21 protein-coding genes and 1 pseudogene are annotated in these 21,697 nt (G+C 61.5%); 15 read left to right on the forward strand and 7 right to left on the reverse strand.

Annotation, left to right across the window (positions count from 1 at the left end; translation table 11 throughout):
* The first annotated feature begins 224 nt into the window (after positions 1 to 224).
* The 5 genes and pseudogenes from guaA (at position 225) to ACZYOF_RS07915 (ending at position 4,718) form a co-directional block, all read left to right on the forward strand.
* Positions 225 to 1,823, forward strand: a complete 1,599-nt coding sequence (gene guaA / locus ACZYOF_RS07895) for a glutamine-hydrolyzing GMP synthase (RefSeq protein ID WP_463715435.1) — start codon at positions 225 to 227, stop codon at positions 1,821 to 1,823.
* Positions 1,823 to 3,091, forward strand: a complete 1,269-nt coding sequence (locus ACZYOF_RS07900; RefSeq protein WP_282532731.1) for an Hsp70 family protein — start codon at positions 1,823 to 1,825, stop codon at positions 3,089 to 3,091. The genes guaA and ACZYOF_RS07900 overlap by 1 nt, the downstream gene beginning before the upstream one ends.
* A gap of 19 nt (positions 3,092 to 3,110) precedes the next feature.
* Positions 3,111 to 3,368 (forward strand): annotated as a pseudogene (locus ACZYOF_RS07905) (GMP synthase (glutamine-hydrolyzing)); the annotation flags it as partial.
* Positions 3,369 to 3,412: 44 nt separating this feature from the next.
* Positions 3,413 to 4,489 (forward strand): hypothetical protein, encoded by a 1,077-nt coding sequence (locus tag ACZYOF_RS07910; RefSeq protein ID WP_463715383.1) that lies wholly within the window; start codon positions 3,413 to 3,415, stop codon positions 4,487 to 4,489.
* Complete coding sequence (locus ACZYOF_RS07915; RefSeq protein ID WP_463715384.1) at positions 4,473 to 4,718, forward strand: hypothetical protein; 246 nt, start codon at positions 4,473 to 4,475, stop codon at positions 4,716 to 4,718. Before ACZYOF_RS07910 ends, ACZYOF_RS07915 begins: the two co-directional genes overlap by 17 nt.
* A 188-nt stretch (positions 4,719 to 4,906) precedes the next feature.
* Here the strand turns inward: ACZYOF_RS07915 and ACZYOF_RS07920 are convergent, their stop codons facing one another.
* The 3 genes from ACZYOF_RS07920 to ACZYOF_RS07930 all read right to left on the reverse strand — a co-directional run bounded on the left by ACZYOF_RS07920 (position 4,907) and on the right by ACZYOF_RS07930 (position 8,025).
* Positions 4,907 to 6,064, reverse strand: a complete 1,158-nt coding sequence (locus ACZYOF_RS07920) for a DUF6551 family protein (RefSeq protein WP_463715385.1) — start codon at positions 6,062 to 6,064, stop codon at positions 4,907 to 4,909.
* Between the two features lie 586 nt (positions 6,065 to 6,650).
* The gene (locus tag ACZYOF_RS07925; protein ID WP_463715386.1) at positions 6,651 to 7,250 is read right to left on the reverse strand and encodes an NADPH-dependent F420 reductase; all 600 of its coding nucleotides are present in this window, start codon (positions 7,248 to 7,250) and stop codon (positions 6,651 to 6,653) included.
* Positions 7,251 to 7,290: 40 nt separating this feature from the next.
* Positions 7,291 to 8,025 (reverse strand): SDR family NAD(P)-dependent oxidoreductase, encoded by a 735-nt coding sequence (locus ACZYOF_RS07930; RefSeq protein ID WP_463715387.1) that lies wholly within the window; start codon positions 8,023 to 8,025, stop codon positions 7,291 to 7,293.
* A gap of 287 nt (positions 8,026 to 8,312) precedes the next feature.
* On the opposite strand from ACZYOF_RS07930, the gene ACZYOF_RS07935 reads away from it, so the two are divergent.
* The gene (locus ACZYOF_RS07935) at positions 8,313 to 9,209 is read left to right on the forward strand and encodes a LysR family transcriptional regulator (protein ID WP_463715388.1); all 897 of its coding nucleotides are present in this window, start codon (positions 8,313 to 8,315) and stop codon (positions 9,207 to 9,209) included.
* Between the two features lie 297 nt (positions 9,210 to 9,506).
* On the opposite strand, the gene ACZYOF_RS07940 is transcribed toward ACZYOF_RS07935, so the two are convergent.
* The gene (locus tag ACZYOF_RS07940; protein ID WP_463715389.1) at positions 9,507 to 10,412 is read right to left on the reverse strand and encodes a LysR family transcriptional regulator; all 906 of its coding nucleotides are present in this window, start codon (positions 10,410 to 10,412) and stop codon (positions 9,507 to 9,509) included.
* 126 nt (positions 10,413 to 10,538) lie between these two features.
* Here ACZYOF_RS07940 and ACZYOF_RS07945 point away from each other — a divergent pair, with 126 nt between their 5' ends.
* The 3 genes from ACZYOF_RS07945 (at position 10,539) to ACZYOF_RS07955 (ending at position 12,821) form a co-directional block, all read left to right on the forward strand.
* Positions 10,539 to 10,961 carry a DoxX family protein gene (locus ACZYOF_RS07945; RefSeq protein ID WP_463715390.1) on the forward strand — a complete coding sequence of 141 codons (423 nt, stop codon included), beginning with the start codon at positions 10,539 to 10,541 and terminating at the stop codon, positions 10,959 to 10,961.
* Between the two features lie 40 nt (positions 10,962 to 11,001).
* Positions 11,002 to 11,874: an NmrA family NAD(P)-binding protein gene (locus tag ACZYOF_RS07950; protein WP_463715391.1), complete on the forward strand. Its 873-nt coding sequence runs from the start codon at positions 11,002 to 11,004 to the stop codon at positions 11,872 to 11,874.
* 503 nt (positions 11,875 to 12,377) lie between these two features.
* Entirely contained in the window at positions 12,378 to 12,821 is a 444-nt protein-coding gene (locus ACZYOF_RS07955) for a YciI family protein (RefSeq protein ID WP_463715392.1), read from the forward strand.
* Between the two features lie 237 nt (positions 12,822 to 13,058).
* Here ACZYOF_RS07955 and ACZYOF_RS07960 read toward each other — a convergent pair whose 3' ends face one another.
* Positions 13,059 to 14,033 carry a LysR family transcriptional regulator gene (locus tag ACZYOF_RS07960; RefSeq protein ID WP_463715393.1) on the reverse strand — a complete coding sequence of 325 codons (975 nt, stop codon included), beginning with the start codon at positions 14,031 to 14,033 and terminating at the stop codon, positions 13,059 to 13,061.
* A gap of 86 nt (positions 14,034 to 14,119) precedes the next feature.
* On the opposite strand from ACZYOF_RS07960, the gene ACZYOF_RS07965 reads away from it, so the two are divergent.
* From ACZYOF_RS07965 to ACZYOF_RS07975, 3 genes are read left to right on the forward strand one after another with little or no spacing between them, the layout of a single operon-like run.
* Positions 14,120 to 14,950: a class I SAM-dependent methyltransferase gene (locus ACZYOF_RS07965; protein ID WP_463715394.1), complete on the forward strand. Its 831-nt coding sequence runs from the start codon at positions 14,120 to 14,122 to the stop codon at positions 14,948 to 14,950.
* Between the two features lie 11 nt (positions 14,951 to 14,961).
* Positions 14,962 to 15,486, forward strand: a complete 525-nt coding sequence (locus ACZYOF_RS07970; RefSeq protein ID WP_130582016.1) for a hypothetical protein — start codon at positions 14,962 to 14,964, stop codon at positions 15,484 to 15,486.
* Positions 15,476 to 16,840, forward strand: coding sequence for an MFS transporter (locus ACZYOF_RS07975; protein ID WP_463715395.1), 1,365 nt, complete (start codon positions 15,476 to 15,478; stop codon positions 16,838 to 16,840). The genes ACZYOF_RS07970 and ACZYOF_RS07975 overlap by 11 nt, the downstream gene beginning before the upstream one ends.
* A gap of 811 nt (positions 16,841 to 17,651) precedes the next feature.
* Here ACZYOF_RS07975 and ACZYOF_RS07980 read toward each other — a convergent pair.
* Positions 17,652 to 18,416 carry a DUF3313 domain-containing protein gene (locus ACZYOF_RS07980; RefSeq protein ID WP_463715396.1) on the reverse strand — a complete coding sequence of 255 codons (765 nt, stop codon included), beginning with the start codon at positions 18,414 to 18,416 and terminating at the stop codon, positions 17,652 to 17,654.
* Positions 18,417 to 18,589: 173 nt separating this feature from the next.
* On the opposite strand from ACZYOF_RS07980, the gene ACZYOF_RS07985 reads away from it, so the two are divergent.
* Both ACZYOF_RS07985 and ACZYOF_RS07990 read left to right on the forward strand, forming a co-directional pair.
* A complete protein-coding gene (locus ACZYOF_RS07985) occupies positions 18,590 to 19,165 on the forward strand; it encodes a TetR/AcrR family transcriptional regulator (RefSeq protein ID WP_463715397.1) in 576 nt (191 codons plus the stop codon).
* 48 nt (positions 19,166 to 19,213) lie between these two features.
* Positions 19,214 to 19,678: an RrF2 family transcriptional regulator gene (locus ACZYOF_RS07990; protein WP_463715398.1), complete on the forward strand. Its 465-nt coding sequence runs from the start codon at positions 19,214 to 19,216 to the stop codon at positions 19,676 to 19,678.
* 110 nt (positions 19,679 to 19,788) lie between these two features.
* On the opposite strand, the gene ACZYOF_RS07995 is transcribed toward ACZYOF_RS07990, so the two are convergent.
* Entirely contained in the window at positions 19,789 to 20,673 is an 885-nt protein-coding gene (locus ACZYOF_RS07995; protein WP_463715399.1) for an SDR family oxidoreductase, read from the reverse strand.
* Positions 20,674 to 20,766: 93 nt separating this feature from the next.
* Between ACZYOF_RS07995 and ACZYOF_RS08000 the strand changes: the two genes are divergently transcribed.
* Positions 20,767 to 21,615: a helix-turn-helix transcriptional regulator gene (locus tag ACZYOF_RS08000; protein WP_463715400.1), complete on the forward strand. Its 849-nt coding sequence runs from the start codon at positions 20,767 to 20,769 to the stop codon at positions 21,613 to 21,615.
* Positions 21,616 to 21,697: the final 82 nt, after the last annotated feature.

Below are 21,697 nucleotides of genomic sequence, written 5' to 3' on the forward strand. Positions count from 1 at the left end.
AAATCGTGCCACAATGGCCGGCGGTGGGCGTGCTCTTGGTCGATGCTTGCATCAGACTCTCCGATGGTTCGAGTGTGGAAACCCAAACCTACCGGAAAGGGCGCGCTCACCGCCCCATGGAATCTACGAGCTGTCGGCAAAACCCCGTGGATGGCCGTCACCAGCCCGCACCCGCCGCCCCCGGGAGGGTTGCGATGCCGCCCCCCGTCGCGTATCTGCTGTCCATGACAGCCGCCAAGCCCGACCGCTCGCCGTCGACGCCCTCCGTGGCCTCGGCGCATGACAAGATTCTGATTGTCGATTTCGGCAGTCAGGTGACGCAATTGATCGCCCGCCGCGTCCGCGAGGAGGGCGTCTATTCCGAGATCGTGCCATTCCAGAAGGCGGAGGCCGCCTTCAAGGACATGAAGCCCAAGGCGGTGATCCTCTCCGGCGGCCCGGAATCGGTGCATGAGGAGGGCTCGCCGCGCGCGCCGCAGCTCATCTTCGACTCCGGCGTCCCCGTGCTCGGCATCTGCTACGGCCAGATGACCATGGCCGCCCAGCTCGGCGGCGAGGTCGAGGGCGGTCACCACCGCGAGTTCGGCCGCGCCGATCTGGAAGTAAAGACCGCGAGCAAACTGTTCGACGACACCTGGTCGATGGGCGAGCACCACCAGGTCTGGATGAGCCATGGCGACCGCATCACGAAGATGCCCCCGGGCTTCACGGTGGCCGGCATCTCGGCCAACGCGCCGTTCGCGGTGATCCAGGACGAGAAGCGGAAGTATTACGGGTTGATGTTCCACCCCGAGGTGGTGCACACGCCCGACGGCGCCAAGCTCCTGCGCAACTTCGTCCGCAAGGTCGCAGGCCTCACCGGCGACTGGACCATGCGCGCCTTCCGCGACGAGGCGATCGAGAAGATCCGCGCCCAGGTCGGCAAAGGCAGGGTGATCTGCGGCCTCTCCGGCGGCGTCGATTCAGCGGTCGCGGCGGTGCTGATCCATGAAGCGATCGGCGACCAGCTCACCTGCGTCTTCGTCGACCATGGCTTGCTCCGGCTGAACGAGGCCGAGACCGTCGTCGACCTGTTCCGCCATCACTACAACATCCCGCTCGTTCACGTTGATGCGTCGAAGCAATTCCTCGGCGAGCTCGCAGGGGTCACCGACCCCGAGCAGAAGCGCAAGACCATCGGCCGCCTCTTCATCGACGTGTTCGAGCAGGAGGCCAAAAAGATCGGCGGCGCCGAATTCCTGGCGCAGGGCACGCTCTATCCCGACGTGATCGAAAGCGTCTCCTTCACCGGCGGCCCGTCGGTGACGATCAAGTCGCACCACAATGTCGGCGGCCTGCCCGAACGCATGAACATGAAGCTGGTCGAACCGTTGCGCGAACTGTTCAAGGACGAAGTCCGCGTGCTCGGCCGCGAGCTCGGCCTCCCCGAAGCCTTCGTCGGCCGCCACCCCTTCCCAGGCCCCGGCCTCGCCATCCGCTGTCCCGGCGACATCACATGCGAAAAGCTCGACATCCTCCGCCAGGCCGACGCCGTCTACATCGACCAGATCCGCAAAGCCGGCCTCTACGATGCGATCTGGCAGGCGTTCGCGGTGCTGCTGCCGGTGAAGACAGTCGGCGTGATGGGCGATGGGCGGACGTATGAATACGTCGTCGGCCTGCGAGCGGTTACGTCGACTGACGGCATGACGGCGGACTTCTATCAGTTCGACATGTCGTTCCTGGGGGCGACGGCCACGCGGATCATCAACGAGGTGAAGGGCGTGAACCGCGTGGTGTACGACGTGACGAGCAAGCCGCCGGGGACGATTGAGTGGGAATAATTCACGCCCGCCCGGGGGCGATTTGCGGTCTGGATTTTGGGACATCGAACACTACGCTTGGCACAATCATTGGCAATAGCCCGGTGCTGGCTGCGCTTGAGGGCGCTCACGTCACGGTTCCAAGCGCAATCTTCTACAAAGCCGACGCCGGCACCCATATTGGCCGTCGTGCCATCGAAGCTTATGTAGAGGGTGACGCCGGGCGACTGATGCGCAGCCTCAAATCGGTGCTCGGCACGACGCTGATCGACGAGACCACCCGCGTCGGCCGCGCGCGCGTTAGCTTCCGTGATGTCATCGCTTACTATATTGGTGCGGTGAAGCGGCGCGCGGAAGAGGTCATCGGACACCCTTTGTGTCACGTCGTACATGGCCGCCCGGTACACTTCGTCGATGACAATCCGACTGGCGATGCCAAGGCGGAGGCGACTTTGCGCGATATAGCCAAGCAAGTCGGCTTTGGTGACATCTCATTTCAGTTCGAGCCGATCGCAGCGGCGCTTGACTACGAACGTCAAATCGGGACCGAGGAAATCGCGCTGATCGCCGATATCGGCGGGGGAACGTCGGACTTTTCAGTTGTTCGGTTGTCGCCGGAGCGGCATCGCCACGCCGAGCGCAAGGACGATATCCTGGCCAACGACGGCGTCCGCATCGGCGGCACCGATTTCGATCGGTATCTCAGCCTTGGTGTCGTGATGCCGTTGCTCGGCTATCGCTCGGCTATGAAGCGGGAGGATCTGGAAGTCCCGTCGAGCTATTTCCACGACCTCGCGACGTGGTCGAGCATCAACCGCATGTATGACTCAAAAGTCATCAGCGAAATACGTCAGGTGCGTTATGAGGCGAAGCAGCCGGAATTGCTCGATCGTCTGGTGCGGGTGCTCGACGAGCAGCGCGGACACACGCTTGCGATGGATGTCGAAGGCGTCAAGATAGGGCTCTCGGAGACGCCGAAATCCAACATCGCGTTGGAGTGGATTGAGAAGGGCCTGGAAGCCGAGGTACGACGCAGGGATCTGGTCAGTTACACCCAGCGTCTTGCCGACCGCATCGAGGCGCGGATAGACATTTGCCTGAAGCAGGCCGGCCTTGCGGGAGCCGACATCGACGCGGTGTTTCTGACCGGAGGGTCGGTTCAACTGGCCCATGTCCGCAAGGCAATCACGGCGAAACTGCCAGCGGCGCGGGCGATTGATGGAGATACGTTCGGGGCTGTCGGCAAGGGACTGACCATCGAGGCCGCACGGCGTTACGGGACGTCTTAATTTCAGGGGCGTTCATGCCGGCCGCGAGCTGGACCTCCCCGAAGCCTTCGTCGGCCGCCACCCGTTCCCAGGCCCCGGCCTCGCCATCCGCTGCCCCGGCGACATCACGAAAGAAAAGCTCGACATCCTCCGCGAGGCCGACGCAATCTACATCGACCAGATTCGCAAAGCCGGCCTCTACGACGCGATCTGGCAGGCGTTCGCGGTGCTCTTGCCGGTGAAGACGGTCGGCGTGATGGGCGACGGCCGGACGTACGAATACGTCGTCGGCGTGCGAGACGGCAGTCTTACGACTAAATATTTACGTCGGGGAGGGGAAGGGTGGCTGAGGGCTTTAATGAAGTTAGAAGAGATATTCTCCTATTTCTAACATCGTTGCGACAATCGATTGATCGTCCCTTTCGTGAAAGACCTCCTGCCAATGGCGCGGAGCGTGAGCGTTTCATGCGGACCATGATGATGGTTGAAGAGGCGCGCATCCGCTTTAGTACCTACACTCGATATCGAGAAGAGCCGACATTTGATGAGTGGCAAGTTGCTCGAGAAGAGCTCTTCTCTTTTATCAAGAAGTTTGTGCATGCCGGTGGTGTAGATCCGGTTGTGTTCGACCGGCGGTTCATTATTGCCCCGTTGATGAGTCGTGATCGCGATAATCCGACTCCATTCATGCGTCAAATTTTGTCGAACGGGAAAACCCCAATTCGGGTCTCGGACGCATTGGTTAGATTTCAATCTTACCTTAGCGAATACGGTGTTGAATTTTCTGCAGCACAAGGCTCTCTATCGTTTGAGGATTTGGATCGTATAGTCCCTCGACAGCAGGTCGCGCCGGTTCAATTTGACATTGTTGGCGATCGTATCGTAGTCGCCGGTCGTTCGCCTAAGACTGCCGAAGTGGATAGGGCTAATATCCAGTCAGCCTTGGAGCACATAAAAGGTAGCGGCGAACAGCTGGTAAAAAATCTTGAGAATTCCAATTGTGATAAGCGCTTGCTCGATAGCGTTAAGGAGCTTCAGTCTCAGCTAGTATCCGATGGAAACATCGTGAAAATTGGTTTGACGAACATGGCTTGCGGCGTGATGAGCACGCAATTCCAGTCTGAACTCCCCGATGCAATCGTGGCGATGTTCAATTCGTATAGCGCGAGCATTTCGCTATATGTGGCGCAGTTTCCAGAGTGGGACCAGTTTACCCAAAAGGCTGCAGCCATTGCACTCGACGAAGACGATATCGCCGAAGTTGATATCGCTGCCGGCGAGATTGTCGCGGTCTTGACAGAGAATCCTGCGTTGGCCGATCCGGAAGTCCCGAAAACAATTGCATTTGTTCGGCAGTTTATGTCGTTTCCCCGGTGCGTCTTCCAGGCGTGCAGCTTTCGCTATGATCCGAACGATTGAAAATCTCGTTTCCAGCATTCTGCGACATAGTGTGAACTTCTTTAGCAAAACAGCAGAAAAGACGGTTGAGGCGGGGGCCGCGACCGCTTCGAAAGTTATTGTTGCTTTGCTCGGGATAGCCCTGATGAGCGCATCTGGGATAGGCCCGGCGGCAGTTCGTGCGGGTGCGCCGTGGGTTAAACAAGCCGCCGAGATCGTGCAGAAGCAAATCGACAAGGTGGCACAGTGAGCGCTCGCCACCGCAATCTTGATGTCGTGGGGTGGCGGAAACCGCATCCGCATTTCCTGAAATGGCACCGGGCGCATTGCTTCAAGCAATGATTGGTAGAGTGGAATAGCCGAAGGCGCAATCCACCGCATTCCGATTGGTGAAGCGGCGGGTTATGCTTTCGCTAACCCGCCCTACGGGCTGTTTTCTCAGACTTCGCGGCTCAACTCTTGTTTCTCATACGCCCCCATAATCGCATCGGATAGCGCTGACGCACGCGTATCTCCACCCTTGAGCCCGGCCACGCACGCGCCCCATTCATCAGCTGTTCGCGTTTGGAGAGCGCCTAGCAGTCGATCCGGGTCGAAATCGGCTGGCGGCCGCGACATAATCCGAGCTAACCCGCCAAAGATAGCGCCACCGTGACTTAGCTTTTGACCCGGAAATGCCACCGCCATGTTTGTCAGAACGGCCGAGGTTATCGCAGGGCCGAATCGGCGAATTGAGCTTGCTATCGACGAAGTGAAGGCAACTTCGCCCGGACGCCATGCGGTTGACGACGTGTTGCGCGCAATCCGCAGTCCAGCATCTGAAACAAGCTGCTGGATTTCAAGTGCATCCTCATCTGCAGCCGCAAGAGCCGCAAAATAGTCGTCGAGCCGGTTCATTGGCTTTCTCGCTCGGTTAGCAACAATGAACATGCGGGCCTCCTCCTGGATGTTTTCGTATCTGAAGACACAGCAAGGGAGTTGAGGAATGTCGTCCCTCTTGCAAGCGGCCATCCATCGATGCTGTCCATCGATAATCGTGAGCGTCTCGTCGGAGCGTCGGGAAACGACCAGCGGCGCGCATAAACGCCAATCGAACTTGGCGGCGATGCTAGCGATGAGCCGTTGAGAGGCCGCATTCTCGGTCGATCTTTGATAGGCTCCGTCGATCGAAAGTCGACCCAAGTGTATCCATTCTATGGATGGCTGCGAGCCTATCGGCGGCAGATAGTGTGGGCGCTTGTCTGTGAGTTTGCTCCGTGGTCCGGCGGTTCTGTTCTTTGTGCTGGTACCGAACTGTCGTACTTTTCCCGGCCCGACACTTGTTATCGTCGGCTCAGAGCGTGATCTGAGTCCTTCAATGAAGTCGGGAGCCTCGTCTATCGTGCGGACCCATACCGTACCGCAACGCTCTATGACAACGTTACCAATATGGACACGAGCTCGACCGAGCTCGGTTTCTAGAGTAAATGTGCCGTTCGCTTCTATGCCGCCGGCCATATGCGGCGGTATCCAATCCGGCATCGGTAGTTGCCCGTGCTTCCAAATCCGGATTTTGTCTGCGAGCAGGCTGGCCAACGGACGTGGATCGTGTGTCACTGTGCATCTCCCAAATTCGCCGGCCGAAATTGGCCGGCTCTGGAAACGAAGCAGGCGTCAATCAAACCCACTATGAAGGTTCGATAGACGCGTTGACTAATCGGAACGGTTATCGACAGAATTAATATCGCGCTGTTCTTGCATCGGTACTTGATGCATCACGCAGATCGGATTACCGAGCGCAGGGTGGATTAGTCCCGACTCGGAGAGCGGAGACGGAAAGGTAATCCGCCATTTCTCGCGCCAACGATGCTGAGTTACGCCTTCTTCGTTCGCGCGCTGAATCGACGCAGGCGGGTATTCGGCTAATTATCGTAGCACGCAAATAGGGCAGTTTACCCCCGGGGCCCACGCACGCCATCGTGTCCGTGGCGACGCTTCTTCAAGCTGGCCTGACACGACCGGAAGCACGCGTCGATCTGCCGCTCTGTCGGGCGTCTCCCCGCTCTTCGAACGGCGCCCATACGCCGTCAGGCCCACCCCAACCTTCGCGACTTTGTGGCCTTCAAATATTCGGTCGCGCGCTGCTCGAAGAAGTTAGCGCGCGCGACCAGTTCTCGGCGTCGATCACACGGTCGTAGATCGATTACTGCTCCTTCTTGAACAAATCCTGGAAGATGAGCTGGCCCCAAACGCGGCCGCGTGCGTGCACCAGCGCGCCACCCTCGTTGAGCTTTCCCAGCTTGACGGGTGCGAACCCGAGTTGTTTGGCCAAGGCCGCCACGGGAGCGGTCGCGTCCTCGTCGTCGCTCGACAGAAAGACGACCCGGTGGCCGCCCTCGACGATCGGATCGGCAGCCAGGGTGGCCGCAATCAGGTGATTGAAACCTTTCACGAACTTGGCGCCGGTGAACGCCTTCGCGACGAAGGCGGAGGACGGGAGACCGTCCAGCTCTTCAAGGGGAACTAACGCATTCATCGCGTCGATGACCGTCTTGCCCTTCCAGCTCGACAGGGCCTTCGCAACCTCGCGATGCTCCCCGAACGGGACCGCCAGGATGATTGTGTCGGCCTCGAGCGCATCTTGCAGCGACTTGGCGACGACCATGGGTCCAATCGCCCGAGCCTGCGGCGCCAATGCCTCGGGCGGTCGGCGGCTCGCGACGGTCACGTCGATATTTTTACGGGCGAAGGCGCGGGCGAGGGCCTGGCCTATCTTACCGAATCCTACAATTGCATAGCTCATAATGCTTCTCCGATCCGTGTTGTATTGATTCCCCGGCCTTTCAGATGGCCGAGAAGCCGCCGTCGACAGACAACTCCACCCCATTCACGAAGCTCGAATCGTCCGAAGCAAGAAACAGCGCGACCGCCGCAATTTCCTCTGGACGACCCATCTTTCCCCGCGGGATCAGGGATTCGAACATCCGCTTCGCCTCCTCGGTGAGAACTTGGTCCTGCATCGGTGTGGCGATCGGCCCCGGGCTCAGCACGTTCACCCGGATATTCCTGCCCTTCAGTTCGTTGAGCCAAGTGCGTGCGAATGAGCGCAACGCCGCCTTGCTCGCCGCATACACGCCGTAACCGGGAAAACCTTTCACCGAGGCAACTGACCCGGTCATGAAGATCGATCCGCCATCGTTGAACAGCGGCAACGCCTTCTGAACCGCAAACAGCGTGCCGCGCGTATTCAGGCCGAAGGTCGCATCGAAATGCTGCTCGGTAATCTCGCCCAGTGGGACGGCTTCGCCCGTGCCGGCGCTCGCGTACAGCACGTCGATCCTGCCCTTTTCCCGCTTGACCGTGTCGAACAAACCGTCGAGGTCGTCGAGATTGGCCGCGTCGCCGCGCACGCCGGTCACGTTCCGGCCAATCAGCTTGACGGCCTCATCGAGCGCCTCCTGCCTCCGGCCTGTGATGAAAACATAAGCGCCTTCTTCAACGAACCGCTTGGCGCTCGCCAGCGCCATGCCGCTCGATCCACCCGTGATGACTGCAACCTTGCCCTCAAGCTTTCCCATGACTTCTCCTTTCGGCTTTCCTCAGTTGCCCCCAAGCATTCGTCCGGGGACGGTGTCGAGGCTGAAAATGGGTCCGGCCGCGTCAGGCGTTCAGTGCGGAAGTTCGCACATCGGTGGTGCAAAATCGAACCAGGCGAGCTAGTAACTTCAGCCACGGCATGCGGTGTGCGCGGTGAGCGACGCCCCAGGCGCCAAAGTCGCCGCCCCACCTGTCCGAGGACGAGACGTTATTCGATGGTATTGGACACGGGTTTTGGAAGGCGCACCCCGCGGTGCGGGATTGCACCATGATCGACTGGGATGACGTTCGCTACTTTCTCGCCGTCGCGCGCGGAGGCTCGGTGCGGGCTGCCGCCGAGCGCCTCGGTGTGAACCACGCGACAGTGCTGCGACGCATCGCCCAGCTCGAGGAACGCCTCGGGGTCCACATGTTCGAAAAGCTGCCTTCGGGCTACCGCCTGACGGCTGCAGGCGAGGAGGTCCTCGAGTTCGCGGACCAGATGGAAGCGTCGTCGCACCTGCTGGAGACGCGCGTCTTCGGGCGCGACCAGAGCGTGCGCGGGCGTCTGCGGGTGACGCTGGCGCCGCCGCTCGCGACACACCTGCTCATGCCGGACTTCGCGGATTTCGCGCGTCTGCATCCGGACATCGAGATGGAAATCCTGTCGTTCGGCGAGCTGGCAAATCTGACCAACCGGGAGGCCGACGTGGCGATCCGCGTCGTCTACGACCGCAAAACCCTGCCGCTCAATCTTCACGGCCTGAAGGGACCGGAACTGTTCGGCGGCGTCTACATGTCCCGCGATCGACTGGCCGCGTGGCGTGCGGGCGCGCCTGATCCCATCCGCTGGATCGTCATCAGCATTCATGGAATTCCGGATTGGGCCAGCGAGGGTGAGGTTCGTACCACGGGGGTTCCATTCAGGACCAGTGACGCCGGGGCGCAGATCGTTGCTGTACGGCAAGGGCTCGGGATCACGACACTGCCGTGCTTCGTCGGCGATGCCGACCCGCTGCTGGTGAGGGTGCCGGGCACCGACCTGCACATGTACGGAACAGTCTGGCTTCTCACACAGGGGGAGACACGCAAGACGAAGCGCGTGCGGCTCTTCGCGGAGTTCGTATCCCGCAGGCTCGCCGCGTACGCTCCGCTTCTCGCCGGGCTGTCCCTATCGCGCGACTGACGCGCGGTGGGTCGCCGGCGACGCTTGCCATAATCCAGTCGGAAGCCGAGCTGCGATCGCTCCAAGCGAAAATCGCGGTCAATCCCTCGCGCTGCTGACGGTAGTCTTCGGCTATGTCGGCGCTGCGGCGTTGCCAGTGGATTCGAGAAAAGTGGACCGATCGATATTGATAGTCGCTGAAAGCGGCACGGCAGCAAGTGGTCTTCCCGGATATCTATTGCGCGTCGGAGGCTCGGCTCAGTGGCCTGAAATTACTCCGCCGTTGACATCGAGGGCCGGACGAAGATGTTCGGCTCGCTATTCCAGATACGGCGCCAGCACATCTTCGATCCATTTCATGAATGCGCGGACTCGGCGCGACAGATTGCTCCGATGTGCTACGACGAGGGACACGGCGAGCGGCCGGCGACGAAAATCGGGTATGATCTCCACAAGCGCTCCACTCTCTAAGTATCGGCCAACCCCCAAGAGTGGCGCCTGAATCAGGCCAAGGCCGGCGAGGGCAGCGGCTTCGTAGGTCTGCGCGCTGTTGACGTGTAGCGCACCTGGCAACTGAAGCGTCGCGTAGCTGTCGCCGTCCGGATATTCCCATCCATAGGGTCTTGCGCCCAGCATCGTCGAAAAATGAATTGTCCGATGTTCCTGACGCTGGAGATCTTCTAGCGATCGAGGAACGCCATAGCGCGCCAGATAGGCGGGACTGGCAGCGTTGACCATACGCAACAGGCCCAGCGGGCGGGCAATCAGCGTCTCGTCCCTGATGGGACCAAGCCGCAATACGCAGTCAAATCCCTCTTGAACCAAATCAACTTGCCGATCCGTACTCGACACCTCCAACTCCAACTCGGGGTGAGTCGCCATGAAATCCGGCAAGGCCGGCACGATCGTTGTGCGCGCCACCTCGGTCGGAAGATCGACCCGTAAGCGCCCGCGAAGTACCACTCGATCGCTCGCGAACATTGAGTGCAGATCATCAACTTCAGCAAGAAGATCGCGGGCGCGGGCATGAAATGCGCGTCCGTCCTCCGTCAACTGCACGCTGCGCGTCGTCCGGTGCAGGAGCCTGACACCGACATCTTCTTCCAGCTTCCGGACCGCCGTTGAGGCTCTCCCCTTTTGGATGCCCAGCCTATCGGCCGCGTGGGTGAAGCTCCCCATTTCCGCGACCGTTATGAAAATGAGGATGGGTTCGAGATTCTGCATTTTCGAGCCTTCGCATTGTTCACCGCGTGAGGAACAGTGAGTTCATTTCCTCCGGCATTTATCACACGCAGGAGACACAGTAAGTAGGGGGCCTCGAAGACAGGTGACCCTCTCGGAGAACGCCAAGTGTCTGAAACTATGAACCTTCATCAGGCGCCGGAAGTCATGAACTTGCATCGCGCCCTGTGGGCCGGCCGGATAATGACCGCAGCTGTCGTTGTCGCTCTGGTGGCAGACGGCACTATTCAGCTTTTCGCCCCGGCACAGATCGCGAGCATGTTGCAGGAAACCGGGTTTGCGATGGACCTGACCCGTGTCGTAGGTCCGATCATCCTCGCCTGTGCCATCCTTTACGCCGTCCCGGCCACCGCCGTCCTCGGCGCGATCTTGGTGACGGGCTTTCTGGGCGGCGCCATCTGTGCCCATGTCCGCATCGGTGAGTTGGGATCGCCACCGGAACTCATTTCCCTGTTGCTGGGCGCGCTGACATGGGGCGGCCTCTACGCGCGTGATGCCCGTGTCCGGGCCCTTTTGCCGCTCATCCGCTGAACCAACAGGGGGCTCTGCCCCCAAGATCAGGAGAAAACACATGTTTTTAGTAATGGGAATCACGGGAAAAGTTGGCGGCGCAACGGCAGAACATCTGTTGGCGCACGGCAAGGAGGTACGCGCGCTGGTCCGCAATCGCGAGAAGGCGACTAACTGGGTGAACCAAGGCGTGGAAATGGTAGACGGCGATTGGAATGATCCGGCAGCCATCGAGCAAGCGCTCAAAGGCGTCGAAGGCGCGTTTGTCATGTTGCCGGCCGTCTGGGCGCCCTCGCCCGATTACAAAGAAGCAAAGGGCGTGATTGCAAACTATGTCGAGGCGCTCACAAAGGCAGCGCCGCCGCGAGTGGTTGCGCTTTCGTCGATGGGCGCGAACAGAACAAGCGGGCTCGGGATGATCACGGCCTTGTCGCTTCTGGAGCAAGGTTTTCGCGACCTGACATCGCCAACCGCGTTTGTGCGCGCAGGTGGATTCTTTGAAAATTTTCTCTACGGCTTGCAGGTCGCCCGGGGCGGAACGCTACCGGTCTACTACAATCCGACAAACCGGAAATCGACCATGGTCGCGACGAACGACATCGGCGCGGAGGCTGCAACCCTTTTAACCGGGCCAGCATGGTCAGGGCAGCGCGTCCTCGAGCTTGGTTCGATGGTCAGCGCGGATGAAGTCGCGGAGCAATTGGGTGAAGTCCTGAATCTCGACGTGAAGGCCTTTGCAGTCCCGCGTGCAGGATGGGCGGAAGCGTTCGAGCGATTCGGAATCCCGAAGGGCCACACCGGACCTGCCGAAGAAATGTTTGAGGCCGTGAATGCAGGATGGATGGACCTCGGAGTCGAGGGTACGGAGCACGTAGCGGGTACGACGTCCGCACGCGATGTATTCGAGGCCGCGCAGAACGCCGCCAAGGCGTAAGTTCGGGACGGATCAGGCATGAGACAGAGACAGCCCGCTTCTGTGTATCGTTCAGGCTCTTGCTAGCCCTGACGGTCTTTTTGCCGACGGAGCTGATCGTGAAGGCACAGCTAAAGAATGTCGAAAATTGACCAATCGATGCCGATAGTCGCTGAAACCGAGCAGATTTTGAATCGCCGAAATTTTCCTTTGAATTCAAGAGTGCAAATTTCTGACGGATCGGTGAGACGGTTCTTCGTCGTGCGCAGAAAAAATTTGTGCCCCGAATTCAACGCGTTACGATCACTTAAAATAATCGAGTGGGAGTAGGGGAATAGCGTAGTGGCGTATGCCCGACGGTATCGAGTTGTAGGTCATTGGTTTCGTTAGCGCCGATTTTCAAGCTGGCGTCGCATCCAAGGCTCCCTAGAGAACGTCCGTTAGGCGCCGAATCTTGATCATCACGCCATCGCGACGCCTCATTCGCGCCCTGCGCCTCAACCGTCGAAAAAATTGGCAGGACGATGTCGGCCTCCGAAAATCCCGTTCGTCGTTCCGATGTCAAGCCGATGAGGCTGCCTAAAGCAAGGAGACAGGCGATGCGTGTGATGGTGCTCGTGAAGGCGACCGAAGACAGCGAAAAGGGATTTTTCCTCACGCCCGAAACGACTGAGATGCTCGAGGCGATGGGCAGATTCAATGATGAGCTGCGTAAGGCCGGCATCATGCGCGCCGCCGACGGCCTCAAACCGTCTTCGCAGGGCAAGCGTATTGCATTCGATGGTCCTGGCCGCACGGTCATCGACGGGCCTTTCGCACAGACCCGCGAGCTGGTCGCCGGCTTCTGGCTGTGGGAAGTCAAGGACATGGACGAGGCGGTCGCCTGGGTGAAGCGCTGCCCCAATCCCATGCCGGGACCGAGTGAGATCGAAATCCGGCCGCTGTACGAGATGGCCGATTTGCGATGAGACTCTGACACCGGAGGTCACGGAAATCCATGACCGGACGCGCGAGAAGCTCAGCGGCAACTGAGACTGCCGGCCGCAGCCTACTTGCCTCCCGTGTGGCATTGGCCGACAAGGCGGCATGACTGCAGGCGAGACGCACCGGCAGCAGGCCGCCGATTGTTGGCGAATGTGAATGAAGACACGAGCATAATTTTCGGCTGAATTCCCTTTGACCACCTGCACGTCGTTGCTTTCAAATCAAGAACCGTTTGGGCCGCGAAGCTTGCGGACCCTCCTGGCAATTGTACCGACGCGCGGCACATCAGCGCTCTCGCTTTTCACGTGCTCGATGAATGCACGCAGTTTGGGCAGGACCTGACGTTTCCCTGGATAGTACAGAAAGACCCCCGGCACGGTGACGGCGAACGGCGTCAGTAGCGCTTGCAATTGGCCTTCAGCCATCGGCGCTCTGGCAAGCGGACCGGGCAGTTGCGCGAGGCCCAAGCCTTGTATCGCCGCTTCGAGGAGTGTGGGGTAGTCGTGGGCAATCAGCGGTCCCGAGACGATCGCCTCCACCGTCCTGTTGCCGTCAACAAAGGGCCAGGGCGCAATCGACCCGTTCGAGCGGCGCATGCGCAGGCAGGTGTGGTCTCGCAGATCGTCGATGCGCTCCGGCCGTTTCCGTCGCCGCAGATAGTCGGGGCTGCCGACGACCACCCATGGGAACGGCGGCGTCAGCCGCACCGCGACCATGTCGGCGGCGATGAACTGGCCCAGCCGGATGCCTGCATCAAAGCCTTCGGCCGCAAGGTCGACCAGCTCCGCGCTTGCGGCGATCTCCACTTCGACTTCGGGGTAGGTCCGGCAGAAGGATGCGATCAGCGGCTCCAACAGAAACGGCACCACCGCGCGCGGCACCGAGAGGCGCAATAGTCCGGCCGGGCGCTGCCCCAGCTCACGTGCGACCTCGCTTGCGGCGACGAGCTCGGCGAAGGCGGGCTTCGCGCGCGAGATGAATCGCTCACCGGCTTCGGTCAGACCGACGCTGCGCGTGGTGCGGACGAACAGCGCCGCACCGACGCGCGCCTCCAAGGCGCGCACGGCCTGGCTGATCGCCGATGGAGTGACCCCGAGTTCCGCGGCCGCTTTGCGGAAGTTGCGGTGCTGCGCAACACTCAGGAACGCCTCCACGCCGTCGAGCGCGCCGTGCCTGACTGTGAAGTTGTGCTTCATGGCTCATCGACATTATCGCGGATAGTCGCTCGCCGGAAGCGGTCGTATTTATGCGGTGAGATCTGATGCTTTAGGAGAGTGTTGCGATGACCGATATCCTCGATGGCGTGCGCGATCACTATCGCGCGACCGGCCTGACCGAGCGGCTGGAGACGGCGCTCGTGGCGTTCGGGCCGGAGAAACAGCGGCTGATGCCGCAGCAGCTGGCCGCGCTCGACCATTTTCACACCCGCGGGCTCGCAGCCACCGCCGAGCTTGCCAAGTTGGCTGGAATAACCGCCGACATGTCGGTTCTGGACGTCGGTTCGGGCGTCGGCGGGCCGGCGCGCTTTTTGGCCGCGACCTATGGCTGCCGGGTGACGGGCGTCGATCTCAGCGAGCCATTCGTGGATGCGGCGCGCTATCTGACCGAGCGAACGGGGCAGGGTGAGCGGGTGTCGTTTGAGACAGCCAGCGCGCTGGATCTCCCGTTCGACGACGGCCATTTCGACGTCGTGCTGTTGCAGCATGTGGCAATGAACATCTCTGATCGGGCGCGGCTCTACCGCGAGATCCGGCGCGTGCTGAAGGCAGGCGGCAGGTTTGCAATCTACGATGTCGTGCTGAACGACGGCGAGCCGCACTATCCCGTTCCCTGGGCACGAACGCCGGCTACAAGTTTTCTTCTGACCGCCGCCGCGACGCGCGAGGCGATTGAACCAGCCGGTTTCCGCAACGTCGCATGGCGAGACGACACAGAGGCCGCCAAAGCCTGGATCGCTGAGTTGCGTGCGTCGGGTCCGCCGCCTTCGCCCAATCTCGGCGTGGTGATGGGGCCGGACTTCGCGCAGCTTGCAGCCAACTTGGGACGAAACTTGATGGAGGGCCGGGTCGGCATCCTGAGCGCAGTGTTCGAGGCCGCGTCGGTCAACACCTGATAGGAGGTCCAATGTCTCCGGCAACCGTTTTCCAGATACATCTCGTGATGGGCTACGTCCCGTGGCTGCTTTGCTTCGGCGCGTATGTGTGGCCCAAGCTCAAGGCGATGGACCAGGTCGAGGCGCAACGCGCCATCGCAACCCTGCACAGCTTCCGCTTCTTCGGCCTCGTCTTCCTCGTTCCCGGCGTCGTCGGCCCCAATCTGCCGGCTGGCTTCGCCACCTTCGCCGCCTACGGTGACCTCGCAACCGGGGTGCTGGCAATCATGGCGCTTGTCACGGTCAACATACGTCCGCTGTTTTGGCTGTTCGTCGTCGCCTTCAATCTCGTCGGCGCGGCCGACATCATCGTCGACTACTACCACGGCAACGCGGTCGGCCTGGCGGCGCTGGCGGGGGAGTTGGGCGCCACTTACGCGATCCCGATCATCTACGTGCCTGTGCTGATGATCACGCACGTCGCTGCATTCTATTTGTTGGCGCGTGGTCAAGTCCGGGCGGCTCGCACTCTCCCGAGCTGGTCCAATGCGCGCTAGCGACCGCAGCCGCGCCTGGATCGTGGTGGTGCTGCTCTTCATGTTCATGGTGATCAATTTCGCCGACAAGGCGGTGATCGGGATCGCCGCAGTGCCAATCATGCAGGAACTGCAACTCGGCCCGCGCCAGTTCGGGTTGGTCGGTTCCAGCTTCTACTTGCTGTTCGCAGTCTCGTCAGTCGCGACCGGCTTTCTCGTCAACCGGGTACAGACGCGCTGGGTGCTATTGGCGATGAGCTTCATCTGGGCGCTGACGCAGTTTCCGATGATCGGCTCGGTTGGGTTGGAAACCCTGGTGGCATGTCGCATCGCACTCGGGATCGGTGAAGGTCCGACAGCACCGGTGGCGCTGCATTCCGCCTACAAATGGTTCCCCAACGAAGTGCGCACCCTTCCGACTGCTGTCATTCTGCAAGGCGGGGCGATCGGCGTCCTGGTGGCATTGCCGCTGCTGAACTGGATCATTGTGCGTTGGACCTGGCATTGGGCGTTCGGCTCGCTCGGCCTGGTCGGCCTCGTTTGGTGCGCGTTGTGGCTTGTCTTCGGTCGCGAAGGGGCGTTGGACACCGAGAGCGCAAAGCCAAAGGAAGCAGCGCAATCGTCCCTACGGGTCGGCTACGCGCAATTGCTGCTGAGCCCCACGATCTTGGCGTGCTGGGCGGCGTCGTTCGGGGCCAACTGGGCCCTGTCGCTGGCGCTCTCGTGGCAAGGCGCTTATCTGGTCAAGGGTCTTGGCCTTGCGCAAAGCTCGATCGGTTTCCTGGGAGCGCTGCCCGCTGGTGGCAGCGCGGGCGCGATGCTTGCGACCGGCTGGTATTCGCAACGCCTGCTGTCACGCGGCGTATCGAGCAGAATGGCGCGCGGCATCCTCGGTGGATTGAGTGTCGTCCTTGGCGGCGCTGCGCTGGCGCTGCTGCCGTACGTTCCGGGAATCCCCATTAAGGTTGCCCTGACAACACTCGGGGTGGCGCTGCCTTCGGCGATCTACATCATCAGCAATGCCGTCGTCGGTGAAATCACTCCGGTAGCGCAACGGGGCGCACTGCTCGCGATCGGCACCGCAGTTGCGAGTTCAGCCGGTCTGCTCGCACCCTATGTCATGGGCAGTGTTATTGAGAGCGCCACGACACCGCTCGACGGGTTCAACACCGGCTTCTTCATGTGCGGGGTCATCATGCTGGTGGGTGGCGTCATCGCCATCGCGTTCGCAAATCCCGAGCGCGAGGTGGAATGGTGGTCGAGACCGGTCCAGCCGCTCACGCATGCGCAGGCGGAGAAATGGATTCCGGGCTCGATGCGGAGCCTGTCACCGGGCCGCGCTTTGCGCGGACCCCGTGGCATCACCCCGGAATGACAAGCGTGGATTTGGCGCGCGGCGTGCGACAAATCAACCCGACGGGCAAATCACCAAAAGTCTGTCCAGCCCTCACACAAAAAACATTCCGCTTTCGCCGTCGGGCAAATCAGTGATTTAACTCCGCGCGTCTCACCCAGATGAGGGGCGGCTCGCGATCGTCACGAACGTTGCGGTGAGATGCGGTGGACGGGAGTGTCGCGACTGACGAGCGTGGCACTCGCGGACGGCGAAGTCGTGTGGTCCTGGCGCCCCGACGCTGGCGCTAAGCTCGCGAGCAGCAAGAGCTGCCGCGGGTGACGGTGGCAAAAGAGCCCGGTCACCGGGGAGAGCACGAAGTAAGCCGTAAACCATCGCGCAGGGAAAGCCGGAATGCTTCGGTTGAACCTGTGGTCCTACCCCCGTGCTTTTTGTTGCACGGGACCCATGGGTGCAACCAGCACCCGGCTTTCCCTGCGCCCTCTGATCTCGAGGAGGGTGGAAAGTGAAGCAAACCTCGGGCGCAACACGCCGCGAGAATGTGGACTCATATCCTCAACAACTCCACCGTCATGCCCGCGAAGGCGGGCATCCAGTAACCGGCGGCCTCTCGGCTCAAGCACGACTGCCTCTGGAATACTGGATCGTCCGGTCAAGCCGGACGATGACAGCGGAGAGCTGTTTGAAATTTGAATCAGGCGACGCCGCAGGGACAACAGTCGTAGGATCGGTAGAGCGCAGCGAAACCCATCAATTCGCACGGCTTGCTCCATCGCGATGGGTTTCGCTGTGCTCTACCCATCCTACGGCCTGCCGTGACGGTGCAGGTATCTCAATCGCGGGCGACCTGCGGGGTCTTGTCGGTCCACTCCGGAGGGGCGCCGATCTTGCCGGCGACAAGTCCCATGAGGCCGGGCGCACGACCAAAGTTGTCGCATGTGGCATATTTCGGTTCGCCGCCCAGCCACGATTGCACGCGCTGACCGGAGGGCAGCGAGATATCCAGGGCGCCCGGCTCCTTGCCGGTGGCGAGCATCCGCGAGAACTCGTTGCCGAACTTGGTTGCCAAGCCATAGGCGTCGCCGACTTCGGAAACGCGAGGGTTGTCCATGATCGAATTTGCGCCACGGGCCCATACCATCGCAGCGCGCTGCACGCCGCTCCTGTCGATGGCTTCTGCCTCGACGGCAAGGCCACCCAGGCCAATGGGAAGACGCGGAACGCTGACCGGCAAGGCTGCGCCGGTGCCCAAGGTCACCGCGGTCGACACGCCGGCTGCGGCCTTGTCGGTCGGCAACACGTCGGTGACGACAGTTCGAACGGTCAGGTCGGCAGGTTCACGTGGTGAGACGATTTGAAACTTGTCGCTCAGCGCGACACAGACCTCGCGATCGAGCGCGTTTGCGACCAGCGCGCGATCTTGCGCCGTCTTCACCTGCGCCAACGCACTATGGGCAAAAGTCGTCGGAACGATGCGCACAGTCTTCACGGACGCCAGTGCGTTGGCATCGACGTAATTTCTCGACTTCGAGAGCATGCCCTTCTGCTGTCCCAGATTGTTGTACGTTGCCAGCGTGCCCGCCGTTTTCTGAGGCATGGAAGCGCATCCGGCGACCGTCAGAGCGAAAGGCAGAGATACAGTTCGCAGCCACGAATGGGGCGTTCTTGTCACAGTGCGGCTCCGGGCATAAGATGCATTGATGCATCTAGTCGTAACCGCAACTTGGAGTCAAGATGCATTAATGTATCTTATTTGGAGTGAGTATAATTATGGCCGAGCGACGTCGGGGCGCGGAGTTGGAAGAGGCAATCCTGGAGGCCGCGTGGCTCGAACTGGCCGAGCGCGGTTATGCCGGGCTGACGATGGAGGCGGTCGCGGAAAGGGCAGGGACGAGCCGTCCCGTGCTTGCGCGCCGATGGGACGGAAAGGCGCCGCTCGCCATCGCGGCCATTCGGCGGCAAATGGCGAAGCACCCACTGGAGGTGCCGGATCGGGGCGATGTGCGAACGGAGCTGCTGGAGTTTCTGAAGCGGGCGGCTGATCGCGCCGCCGGAACGGCGGCGGCCTTCACCCTGTTTTCGAGCAATTATTTCTCGGAGAACTGGTCGACACCGAAGGATCTGCACGCCGCCCTCATCGAAGGTGGAGCACGACCTTTTTCGGTGATTCTGGAACGCGCCGTGAAGCGCGGTGAGATCGATGCAGCAAAGCTGACGCCTCCGGTGGCTTCTCTGCTCGGCGACCTCTTTCGGTACCACGTCATCATGAACTTTTCGGCGCCGCCGCCGTCCCTGCGGAAAGCCTGGGTCGACACCGTGTTCCTGCCGTTGGTCCAGGTCAGGTAGGCGAGGCGGTGCTTGATCGATAAGCGGCCATGTACTATTTGATGTTACATGAGACGAGATAGCCGATTATCTGGGGTGCTTCACGTGCTGCTGCACATGGCCGAGCACGGTGGCCCGGTGACATCAGAGGTGCTGGCGAAAGCGATGTGCACCAATCCGGTGGTGATCCGGCGGATCATGGCGGGGCTGCGCGACTGCGGCTACGTCCGATCTGAAAAGGGCCATGGCGGCGGATGGGTGCTCGCGCGAAATCTCGAAGAGGTGACGTTGCGCGATGTCTATGACGCGCTGGGCTGCCCGTCATTGCTTGCGATGGGCAATCGGACCGATGCGCCGGACTGCCTGGTCGAACAGGCCGTCAATGCCGCGCTCGACAAGGCGTTTCACGATGCGGAGGCGCTCCTGCTCGCGCGTCTCGGCGAAGTTTCGCTGGCGATGCTGAGCGCCGACTTCCACGCGCGTCTTACTGCCCGCAAAGGCTCGCGCCGAACGGATATCGATCATGTCCACTGAAGACGGCGCGAAGTTCTTTCTGAGCGCCTTCTCTGATCCGCGAGCCGTCCGAACAGATGCTCGATCTGGCAGCGCGCAGCACTGGCGTTGGGGATGAAATGGAGTCCGGCTCAGCCCTCGAAATAACAGGGTTGGTCGAGATCGGCGATCAGCCCCGGCTGCTTCGGCTCCCAGCCAAGCAATGCGCGGGTTCGCGCGCTGGAGGTGGGGACGTCGGCGCCTGCGAACTGTGCGAACCAGCCGAAATGCCCGGCCGCCTCTTCGGGGGATTTGCTGACGACGGGCACGTTCAGGCGGCGGCCGATCACCGCGGCGATCTCCTTGAACGGCACGCCTTCTTCGGCGATCGCGTGAAACGGACCTCCGGCTGCACCGCGCTCGATCGCGAGGCGGTAGACACGGGCGGCGTCGAACCGATGCGCGGCCGGCCAGCGGTTGAGGCCGTCACCGACATAGGCCGAGACGCCTTTCTCTCGGGCGATGCGGATCAGGATCGGAACGAAGCCGTGATCGCCCTGGCCGTGGGTCGATGGCGGAAGACGGACGACGGAGGCGCGCACGCTGCGCGCCGCCAGTGCGGCGGCCGCAACTTCCGACTTGCGCGGGAAGTTGGCGGCGTGCGGATCTTCCTCGGTCGCAAGGCGCCCCGGCGCCAGCAGCGCGACACCGCCGGTGACGAGCAGGGGACGTTCGGGGCCCTCGAGCACGGCGCCGATCGCCTCAATGGCGCGCCGGTCCATCTCGCAGTTCTCGATGAACTTCGAGAAGTCATGGTTGAAGGCCAGATGGATCACGCTATCAGCAGCCGCCGCGCCGCTGCGCAGGCTCTCGAGATCTTCGAGCGATCCGCGATGCACTTCCGCGCCGGCAGCGGTGAGGGCCGCTGCTCCCGTATCCGAGCGGGTGAGGCCGATCACCCGGTGGCCGGCGGCGATCAGTTCGTGGACCACGGCGGAGCCAACAAATCCAGTGGCGCCGGTGACAAAGACACGCATGAGGAAGTCTCCAGAGTTAAGCCGGAGCGCACTGTCTGCGTGAGCGATATCCTGGTAAAGTAGTGACGTTATCAGGGTATAATGGCTAACAGGATGAGCATTTCAGCCGCGAACGAGAACCTGCTCGGGGCGTACTTGAAAGACCGCCGCACCAAGCTCGATCCCGCTGCGTTCGGCTTGTCCGGGACACGGCGGCGCACCCCCGGGCTCAGGCGCGAGGAGGTGGCCCAGCGCGCCAACATCAGCGCGACCTGGTACACATGGCTGGAACAGGGGCGAGGGGGCGCGCCATCGGCCGACGTGCTCAATCGCATCGCCCGCGCGCTGATGCTGACGGAGGTCGAGCGCGAGCATCTCTTCCTGCTCGGCCTCGGCCGTCCGCCCGAAGTTCGTTACCAGGCGACCGAAGGCGTGACGCCGCGGCTGCAACGCGTGCTCGATGCGCTCGAGGTCAGTCCGGCGCTGGTGAAGACCGCGACCTGGGACGTCGTCGCCTGGAATTGCGCAGCGGCCGTGGTGCTGACCGATTACGGATCGCTGCCGCCGGAGCAACGCAACATCCTGCGCATGATCTTCTGCGATCCGCGCGTCCGTGCTGCGCAGTTCGATTGGGAAAGCGTCGCGCGGTTCGTGGTTGGTGCATTCCGGGTCGATGCGGCGCGCGCCGGCGCCACCGAGAAGGTCGGTGCGCTCGTGGAAGAGCTCTGCCGGCTGAGCCCCGAATTCGAGGCGCTGTGGCGCGCCAACGACGTCCACGGTTACGGCGAGGGCGTCAAACGCCTGCGGCATCCGATCCTTGGGCCGATCAGTTTCGAATATTCGGCCTTCGCCGTGGACGGCCGGCCCGATCTCGGCATGGTGGTCTACAATCCGGCGACGCCGGCGGACGCCGAACGCGTCAGGTTGCTGATCGAATCGAGATCGGCTGATAGCCGGGAATGAGTTCGCAAAAAAGTGAGCTGGAGCGAGCCTCCGCATGTCGACTTTGGCGCCTCGCGTTCGTCTTGGAGCCAGGGATAGCTGC

Source organism: Bradyrhizobium sp. LeoA1Lang, assembly GCF_055413685.1.